Below are 10186 nucleotides of genomic sequence, written 5' to 3'. Positions count from 1 at the left end.
GTACTTCCCAGAAATTTTACAAACCAGTACAGGGTCGCTTGATCTTACTGCGTTACTCTCAGGTTATGTGCCAACAGGCAGCAGTGTCAGTGTCAGCGTCCTTGAGGGTGACAGCTTAACGGCACTCACAGGGGCCTTCGATACCAACTTGTACAGCAGTGGTGCCCAGCTTCAAGTTAGCGTGGACGTAGACGGGGTTGCGCGTTTAGAAACCATTACCCTGCAACCTAGCACGACACCTGTTTCTGTTACTTTAACCCTTGGCGACATCAATAACGGTTCACATAGCTTTACAGTGACAGCTTCCGATAGCCAAAGTGTCACTATCGAAAGCTTAACCCCTGATGTGGCGACTTTTGCCAACGATAGCATCAGCGTACTCACCGATGGTGTTGCTCGTCTTGCGATTACCTCGGCGGATAACGCTTGGCAAGAGATTGTGAGCCTTGAAGTGCTTTCTCCTCGCACTGCACCAAGCATTACATGGCAGCTAGATAACAATGGTGATCTGCAAGTGGCGAGCATCAATGGCGATAACAACCATGTCAGCTTGAGTTATCAAGGCAGCGATTCTAGCTTGACCTTGATGACGCTCTTGCCAGTTGACAGAAATGCCAGCGACACCATTGCTTGGGTGGTGGAAAAAGATGGTGTGCGTTACTCAGCGGTCGAAACTATAGGTGTGGCGGATGTGGTCAATCCGATTGCTATTAATAACTTAACGGCGCGAGTGGCAGATGCGTCCATCAGTGATGCGGATTTATTTGCCGAGTTTATGGACTTGGTGGATGTCTCAACGAATGTAACTGCACTTGGTTTATATCGCAGTGAATTAGCAGCTAACTCTGTGAACAGCGTCACCGCATTGCAAACGCTGATCACCGAGCAAAATATAACCGCCTCGGCATTCATTGATTTGCAAAATACAGATGTCGCGAGTATCACGCTTGCGCAACTTCAAGCCTTGATGCCTAATCAAACTCTGCATGAGAGCATTGTGGATGATTATCGCACTGCGTTAGCAAGCAATAGCTGGACAACACCCGCAGACGTACAAAGTTTGATCACCTCTGTGAATGATGAGTTGATTCTGGCCTTTGGTCCAACGGGCGATTACGACCGTGATGGCATCATTAATAGCGAAGATCTCGACGGCGATAACGATGGTATTAACAATGAATACGAAGTCGCGGCAGGCTTTGACCCTTATGACAGCAATGACATTGATTTCTCAATAGATAATGACAGCGACGGCAAGGCGGATATTTGGTTCACGATACAAGCGTCGATGCCATCAGGTGGAATGGATGTTGATGCATGGAATGCCCATGTTATCGCGCAGAACATTCCACCAGAAGTGGTGGTCAATGCCTTTATCAATCAATCCGCACAAGAAACCGTGAACTTATCAACCCTTGGCGGTGAAGTCTCTTATGAATTTATCGTCCACTTCGCAGTTGACCGCTCTCAATCATTAGCCATATTCGGTGATCGTCCGAGCGATTGGAGTTTGCGTTTAGAGCAGTGGAAAGATAAGGGCGAACTGGGTGTGACTAAATACGGCGCAGGGGACTACACCTTTAATGCCTTGTCAGGTCAATCTGTTAACAGTCCTTACGGCGATCCTGCCCATGTTATTTATATTACCCGCAGTGGTATCACTGAAATTTGGGTCAATGGTGTACAAGTGGGCGAGATCACCAATCAAGCCTTACTGATTAATCACAGCAGTGTGCCGCTTGGCATCATGGAAGGGACGGTCGAAGGCGATGAAGGTATTTATGGTTTTGCCGCCTACAATCATGCGCTCAGTGAAGATGATATTTTATTTGCATATCAAGCGGCGCTCGATGTGTTCGTCGATAGCGATGGTGATGGCATTTATGATCGCTTAGATCCTGACGATGATAACGATGGTTACCTTGATAACGGTGATCCTGATATTACCGGTTTCGGTACAGGACAAGTCATTGCGGGTGTGCTCGGTGACATCAACGATTTATTGGCGCATAACCAAAATATCGAAGAAAGTGTATTGGTCGATAGTGGTCGATTCACCAACATCATGAGTCACAATATGGCGCAATACAACGCGGAGTTTGCCCTTGTTGGTAACTTTACCTCATATGGCGAAGTTCAAGATCTGATTGATGAGGTGAATACGTCGGTGGACGCAGTGGACGCGATTGTCGGCTTTGCGAATGGCAATGATGCCAGCACCTTGACGGTGACTCAGCTAAATAGTGTGATGAACCTAAGCGGTGTCGATGCCAACAACTTACTTTACTATCAAACCTTGATTGCAAGCGACGTCGGCAGCAATGTCGATACCAGTGCCAAATTGCAAACCTTGATCACCCGTGCCAACGCCAGTCAATCTCAAATTGACACCATTAGCCAATATGCCGCAAGTGATAATGCTGATGCCTTGACCATCGCCATGCTACAAGGGGTTGCAGGCTTGAGCGTTGACACGAATAACCTGTCTTTCTACCAAGATTTCATTGTAGAAAGTGAGGCGTCAGATGTCAGCGATCTAGTCAAATTACAAACCCTGATCGATGACGCTGATGCCTTTGCGCTCGATCCACAATGGGCGATTACTGGGCAAGCAGTGGCGAATAACATCAGCGGCGCGTCGGTGCGTGTGTTTGCGATTGAATCAGGTTCGAAAGGCACAGATCTCACTAAAACAACAGGCACCACGGATGCTAACGGTGCCTTCAGCATGACCATTGTGCCTACTGCGCTTCCGGTGATGATGGAAATCACCGGCGGTGTCTACATTGATGAAGCAACGGGTATTTCACTCAATAGCGGCACGCTCACCACAGTATTGCCAGAGATTGCGCGCCGAGATAGCGTGACCGTGTCACCACTGACGGATATTGCCGCCAAAATTGCAGCCAGTGATATGACTGTCGCAGGTATTAATATAGCGAACGCTCTGATTGCCAACACCTTCTTAGATTCTGCTAATGCCGATGATGTGTTTGCAATAGCGCCTGCCGCTATGAATGCGACAGGCACAGGGCTTGCGCAGCAATATCGCACCGCCTTGATTGGCTTGTCGGTATTGGGCGGCGGTGAATCCCTTGCCAATGTGGTCAGCGATCTGGCGACAGATTTGTCTGATAACACCCTTGATGTAAATACCGCCAACGCTTTGTACCTCAACACCCAAACCTGGCTACGCCGTCATGGCATGACCGATCTGGCGCTCAATGTGCCTAGCTATGGTCTCGATAGCGCAGCGCAACAAGCCGTGGATACCGCACTTGCCAATGACACCACCTTGGCATACTTCCCTGAAATTTTACAAACCAATACAGGCTCGCTTGATCTGACCAGCTTGCTGTCTGCTTATGTTCCAACGGGTTCTACTTTGTCGGTCAGTGTTGTTGATGCGGGTAACTTAACCGAAATCAGCACAGGATCAGTCGACACCAGCTTGTACAGCAGTGGTGCACAAGTGCAAATCAGCGTGGACATAGACGGGGTTACCCGTTTGGAAAATATTACCCTTAAACCTAGCGCAGCGCCTGTTTCTGTTACCTCAAGCTTTGGCGACATCAATAACGGTTCACATAGCTTTACGGTAACCTCTTCCGATAGTCAAAGTGTCACCATAGAAAGCCTCACCCCTAATGTGGCGACCTTTGCCAGCGATAGCATCACGGTACTTAACGACGGCATTGCTCGTTTTGCGATTACCGCCAATGATGACACATGGCAAGAGGTGGTGAGTATTGATGTATTATCCCCTCGCACAGCGCCAAGCATCGATTGGGCATTCAATACCAGCGGTGATTTACAAGTGACTGGCATTAACGGCGACACCGCCAATGTCAGGGTGAATTACCAAGGCAGCGATTCGAGCTTAACCTTAATGATGCTCTTGCCAGTCGATAGAAATGCGAGCGATAGCATTAGTTGGAAGGTGGAAAAAGGCGGCGTCCGTTACTCAAGTTTACAAAGTGTGGATGTGGCGGATGTGGTCAATCAGCTAGCCATGAATAACCTAACGGCGCGAGTGGCAGATGCGTCGATTGCCGATGCTGATTTGTTTGCCCAGTTTATGGGACTCGCCGCAGTGTCAACGGATGCGACAACCTTGAGTTTATACCGCAGTGAACTCGCCAATAATGCCGTCTCTAGCTTGGCTGATTTGGAGAGCATGATTGCGGACGTCAAGGTGAGTGCTACTGCCTTTATTGATTTACAAACCACACCAAATGCGAATATCACGATTGAACAAATCCAAACCTTATTGCCAACGCAATATTTGGTAGCGAGTTTGATTGCTGAATACCAAACGGCATTGTCGAGTAATGTGTGGAACACGCCAGATGAAGTGCAAGCCTTGTTAACCAATGTGAATTTCGCCAATGCGGTCGATGCCGACGGAGATGGCATTGAGGACAGTGTCGAGATTGCACAATTTACCGATCCGAATGATGCGAATCATCCTATCTATCTTGGTGGACAAGACACGGATAACGATAATACGACCAATGCGCAGGACACTGACTTGGATGGTGATGGAACTTTGGATAGTGCGCAAACTAGCATCACGCTCACGTCGGGTGTGTTGTCTGGTAATGTCGATAAGCTGTCACGGGAGTACAGTCAAGCTTCGGATGATTGCCCTGCAACTTACAGCCCCACTGAGGTTGTCGGAAATGTTGCGCTTGCCTTCGTTGATGATATGAATGGTTATGGATGCACCAGTTTTGGACCTGCTTTTACCAGCACGAACTTTGCTGTGTCAGAAATGATCAGCCATCAATTCAACACGGCGATCCCTATTTATCAAATCAACCCAGGGCAACCAGCGTCTTCTTTTAATGTACCACGCATCTTCCCTATGTTGCGCTTACCTAAAGACATGGCGTATGACATTTATGAATTAACCCTGACGGGCGATACATGGCAAGCCGATAAGATCATGTCATTGCAAGTGGATGCGTTGCCTGCGAATGATTGGCTGCAAATCAACGAAGACATGAGCGGGCGTAACACGCCATTGACCCTGATGGCAGTGCCTGCGGATCTGGATATTTCAGGTCAAATTATCAGTGGCTTTAGTCTCACACAAATAAATAATGAGGAGACGCGTTTATCTTTCTTTTCCCGCATTAACTACCACAGTTGGCGTTACCGTATTGATGGTGGCGCATGGGCAACCCAAGTTAATCCAAGTGTTATTCTCACAGGCTTAAGCGTGGGTGAGCATACCGCTGAAATGGAATTTCTTTATGCTGATGGTACGCCTGTTTCAGTGATCCCCATTGAGACAACCACAGGGCAGGTTTACACGGTTGAGAACTTAACACCAGATACCCAATTGAGCTTTGAGCGTATCAACCACAACGCCAATAACAGTTATGAAACCGTTGCGATGTTAGCGGACACAGGGCTTACAGGACCGACTGAACTTGTCTTACCGAACTGGTGGGCGGATGTCGAAATAGAAACCCGCTTTGAAGTCGATTTGATGGCAGAAAACGGCGATATCTATCCTGTTGATTTAATTGGTCATCGCGTTTACAACGACATTCAAACCGCCATGCATCACACCAATACCCCTGGAGAAGCCAGCCCAGAGTTTGATACTGTGAGTTACTTCCATTTAGCGATGGACAGCACCAGTTTTGCTGGTTTACCTACTGGCGTGCGTTATAACTCCGGTGTGGTGAAATTGCGTTATGTTGCGACAGGCGGTGAAGAAGTGGCGATGTATCCGTTCACCATCGATTTTGATTTAGCATACAGCGATTTCGATGGTGATGGCATCGAGGACGGTATCGACACCGATATGGATAACGATGGCGTGCCAGATGCCCAAGATGTCAATAGTTACACCATCACTTCTGATTCTGACGGTGACGGTATGGGCGATGGTTTTGAAACCATGCATGGGCTCAACCCATTGCTTACGGGTGATGAAACAGGGGATTTAGACGGTGATGGCTTTACCAACCTTGTTGAATACCAAGACGGCTCTGACCCGAGTGATGCCAGCAGTTTTGATACCGACCATGATGGCATTCCTGACCCAGATGATGCTGAACCAATGGTTTGGAATAACCTAGCAACGGGCGAACGTTTAGGTACCACGACTATCTCAGCAACGCATGAACGTACAGAATACACCTCGCCCGTGTTGCGCATCATGACAGAAGCGCATACGCGAAGTGAAGATATGTATGTGCCATACGAACACTACAACTTCCACTTGAATCACCATTCGTCGAACTACATGCCAAAAGTGGCGTACTCAGCCGTGAGCAATGGCACCAAAGACGGCGTAGTGTGGCAAGATCAAACGACGATGGCGCTGTATTACAGCGAATTTAACGCCGATAGTTCACACAGCCGCACCATCAGTTTGCCAAATAGTGCTGGTGAGACCTTATTATCAGCGGCAAGCAATGGCAATGGTGATATTGTGTATGGCTTAGCCGCCACAGGCGGCGCGCCCGACAGAGTCACCCCAACGACAGCCCGTTTGGTTCGATATAACTTAACGAGTCAAACAACCGTCGTTGAAAAAATGCTCAACACCAGCGCTACTGGTCCCGATGCGTTGGATATTTGGAAAGCGGGTATCTACCCAACCAAAATAGCCTGGTCTGGTGATAGTATCGGTATGAATCTTCTGCGTACCTATATCCGTAGTAGCGATGGCATAAACCACCAAGGTGGTTGGGGTGTGACTTTCGATGCGAACAACCTCGACGTTACCAAAATCTGGGGCCAGATCGCTGGTCACCAATTAGGTGGAATGTTAACGGTGGATAGCCAAGGCAACTTTATTTCAACCGTGCTGGGTGATGCCGTCCCTCGCGGCATTGATATCATCCAATGGAACGACACTGAGAAACATTCGCAAAAAATACTCCGTGTAAAAGCGAAACATGGCACAACCGCGGAGAATCGTTTGGGCAATATAGTTGAGGAATATACCGAAATTTCCACGCCAACAACGACGTATTACAAATGGTCGAATGATACCTATACCTACTCTGAGCCAGGTGGTGTGGTTGAAATGGACGACCGTTTCATTAGTTTCATGGCCAGTGAGCGTGGCCTTAATAATCATGAAACTGGTCGAGCGCACAACAAGTCACGTAATATCGCCGTGGTGTCAACGGGTAAAAATATCAGTGAAAATAAATACTTAAGCTTTGGTGAGTATGAGGAGATGAGCTTCTATGGTTATTACAGTCACTATGTCCAAGTAACCAACCGCAATGTGTTATGGATAACAGATTTTACCGATATTCAAGAGAATGTGAGTCGTGTGAAGCCATTGAAGCTTGCCGATGATGTCATCTTGCTCCTGATGGAAATTCATAACTATGAAGGCTATGACTACAGCGCTTACATGATGGTAAATAAAGAGTTGCAAGTGCTTGTACCACTCACCCGTATGCGCCAAGACATCATTTTTGGTCGCTCAGATGAACTGCGTGTTGAGAATGGTACCGCTTATGGTTACAGCAGTGCGGATGGGAAATTACAGCGCTTTACTATCAGCCTCAATGGCGACCCGACTATCGACACGGATAATGATGGTTATGGCGATTATTATGAACAGCTAATAAGCAGTAATGCTAATGATCCGCATTCTCCACTGCTGGGTGGTGATATTGACACCGATTTTGATGGTATTCCTGATCACATGGACTATGACGATGATGCCGATGGTGTCTCGGATATGGATGACAGCGCGCCTCTCGATCGTAACTCAGATTATGACGGTGATGGCTTGAGTGATGGCTATGAAACCGATACCGGCTTAAATCCACTTGATGCCTCTGACGGTAACATTGACAGTGATGGTGACGGCATTCGTGATGCGGATGAAATGTCACTTGGATTAAATCCCAATGATGCCAGTGATGGTGCGTCGAGTGACACCGATAACGATGGCGTGACCAATGGAGAAGAAATTTTAGCGGGCACGAATCCGTTGGATGCCAATGAATATGATGCAGACATGGATGGCGTCTTGGGTATTTATGATGTGAACGATAACGATCCGCACAGTGATACCGACAATGATGGTCTGGCTGACGTACAAGAAACGCAGAATGGTTATGATCCGCTTGATCCATCAGATGTGGATTACAGCATCGATGACAATAATGACGGCATTCCTGACATTTTTGCACTACTGCAAACTAACTTACCCGCCGAAGGAACCATTAGTGTTGACAATTGGCAATTAGGGTTAAGTCAATTAACGTATATGCCAGAATTCACCCACACAGAATTCGTCAATACGCCGCGCCAAATACATTTTGATTTAAGTAGCTTAACAGGTGATGTGTCGTATGAATTCATTGTCCATTTTGCTCAAGATATCTCAGGGCGTCTTGAACTCTTGGGTTTAAGAAATAACGCCGAAGGTATTAATACCAATTGGGCGATCCGTTTTGAGCAAGGCGCAGGCAATATGGGCGCAACCAAATTTGGTACCGCAGACTACACTTTTGAACCCGTCAACGGTGAATCGATTGCTAGCCCATATGGCGACCCTGTGCACCTTGTGGTGATTGGTCGAAATGGTAAAACAGAGGCATGGGTTAATGGTGCGCAGGTAGGCGAGATCAGCGCTAACGCGATTTTAATCAATGATGCGAATATACCTTTGGGTATTAACGATGGCAATGTACAGGGTGATGACGGAATTTACGCGTTTGCCGCCTACAATCGCGCATTACCGGTCGAAGAAATCCAGTTCCTTCACCGTAAAGCGCTAAGCATCTATTTTGATTCAGACAATGATGGTCTCTATGATGTGGTGGACCCCGATGACGATAATGACGGTGTTAACGATATCAATGACCGCTTCCCATTCAATGCATCAGAATGGACGGATATTGATGGTGATGGCATCGGTGATAATGCCGATACCAACCTCAATGATGGTCGGCTTGCTGATGTAGACAGTGACGGCATTTTAAATGGTGTTGACCCCGATGCGGATAACGATGGCATCAGCAATGACATCGAAATAGCAGTAGGTTTTGATCCTTACGATGCCAGCGATATCGACTTCTCGATTGATACCAATAATGATGGGTTTGCCGATATTTGGTTAACCTTACAATCAGCACTATCAAGCGCCGGTGGTATGGATGTACCAGGTTGGAGTGCGCATGTGGCGGCGGGCAATAATCCGCCTGAAGTGGTGGTCGATACCTTCGTGAATCAAAATGCTCAGCACTATCTCAATTTAAGCGCATTGGCAGGGGATGTGTCTTACGAATTTGTCGTGAACTTCGTCACTGACCCGAATAATTCATTAGCGATGATGGGTAATAGCGCCAGTGGTTGGAGTCTGCGTTTCGAGCAATGGAGAAACTTGAACAAACTCGGAGCAACCCAATACGGTGCAGGGGATTACACCATCACGGCGCTTGCGGGTCAGTCAGTGGCTTCACCTTATGGCGGCCCAGCCCATCTTGTTTACGTCACACGCAGCGGTAGCAGTGAAGTCTGGGTTAATGGTCTACAGGTTGGTGAGTTAAATCATGCCATTTTACTCAATCATACCAGTGTGCCACTCGGTATTATGGAAGGTTCGGTACAAGGCGATGAAGGCATCTATGGTTTTGCAGCCTATAACCATGCGTTATCCGAAGTCGAATTGAACGCCGCTTATGAAAAAGCCATGGGTATTGACCAAGACACCGATGGCGATGGCATCTTTGACCGTCTCGACCCTGATGATGATAACGATGGCCACTTGGATAATGGCGAGCCAGACACTACAGGTTACGGCACAGGGCAAGTCGTATACTGATTTATCGCCAAGCGGAACCTGCCATGTATATGCTTGGATGTAAAACGTGTTGCATTGTTAAATTTAGACTACAATTAAGGTAACTTTAATAGTGGGTGCACTTATGAAAATCAAAATATTAACTATTATTTTACTAAGTTTTCCAACCATTGTTTCGGCACATATTAATCACATTGATCCTGATGATATCTGCTTCTTAAAAGTGAAAGAAATGATGACATATATCTATAAGCTTGACCCTAGCAATGAGAAAGTTCAAATAATATCAGAGGAAATGGATGACATTGATCGTTTAATTGATGAAAAAAAATATTGTGATGCGGAAAATGTGTTAGAGAGTTTATTAAGACAATAAAATCGTAAGCGTTT

The 10186-nt window shown here is 47.0% G+C and carries 2 protein-coding genes; both read left to right on the top strand.

Going from position 1 to position 10186, the window contains the following annotated elements; translation table 11 throughout:
• Positions 1 to 67 precede the first annotated feature (67 nt).
• The gene (locus tag ACTRWI_RS21210; RefSeq protein WP_499133715.1) at positions 68 to 9817 is read left to right on the top strand and encodes a hypothetical protein; all 9750 of its coding nucleotides are present in this window, start codon (positions 68 to 70) and stop codon (positions 9815 to 9817) included.
• Between the two features lie 103 nt (positions 9818 to 9920).
• On the top strand, positions 9921 to 10172 hold the full coding sequence (locus ACTRWI_RS21205; protein ID WP_499133714.1) for a hypothetical protein: 252 nt from the start codon (positions 9921 to 9923) through the stop codon (positions 10170 to 10172).
• The last annotated feature ends 14 nt before the right edge of the window (positions 10173 to 10186 follow it).

The organism is Pseudoalteromonas sp. G5_S1_14_S5 (genome assembly GCF_054968605.1).
Note: the sequence above shows the minus strand (reverse complement) of the source record. Positions and strands in the feature narration are given on the sequence as shown.

Excerpts from the sequence above, each read along its gene's own strand:
- ACTRWI_RS21205 (WP_499133714.1), top strand. The coding sequence starts at position 9,921 with ATGAAAATCAAAATATTAACTATTATTTTACTAAGTTTTCCAACCATT.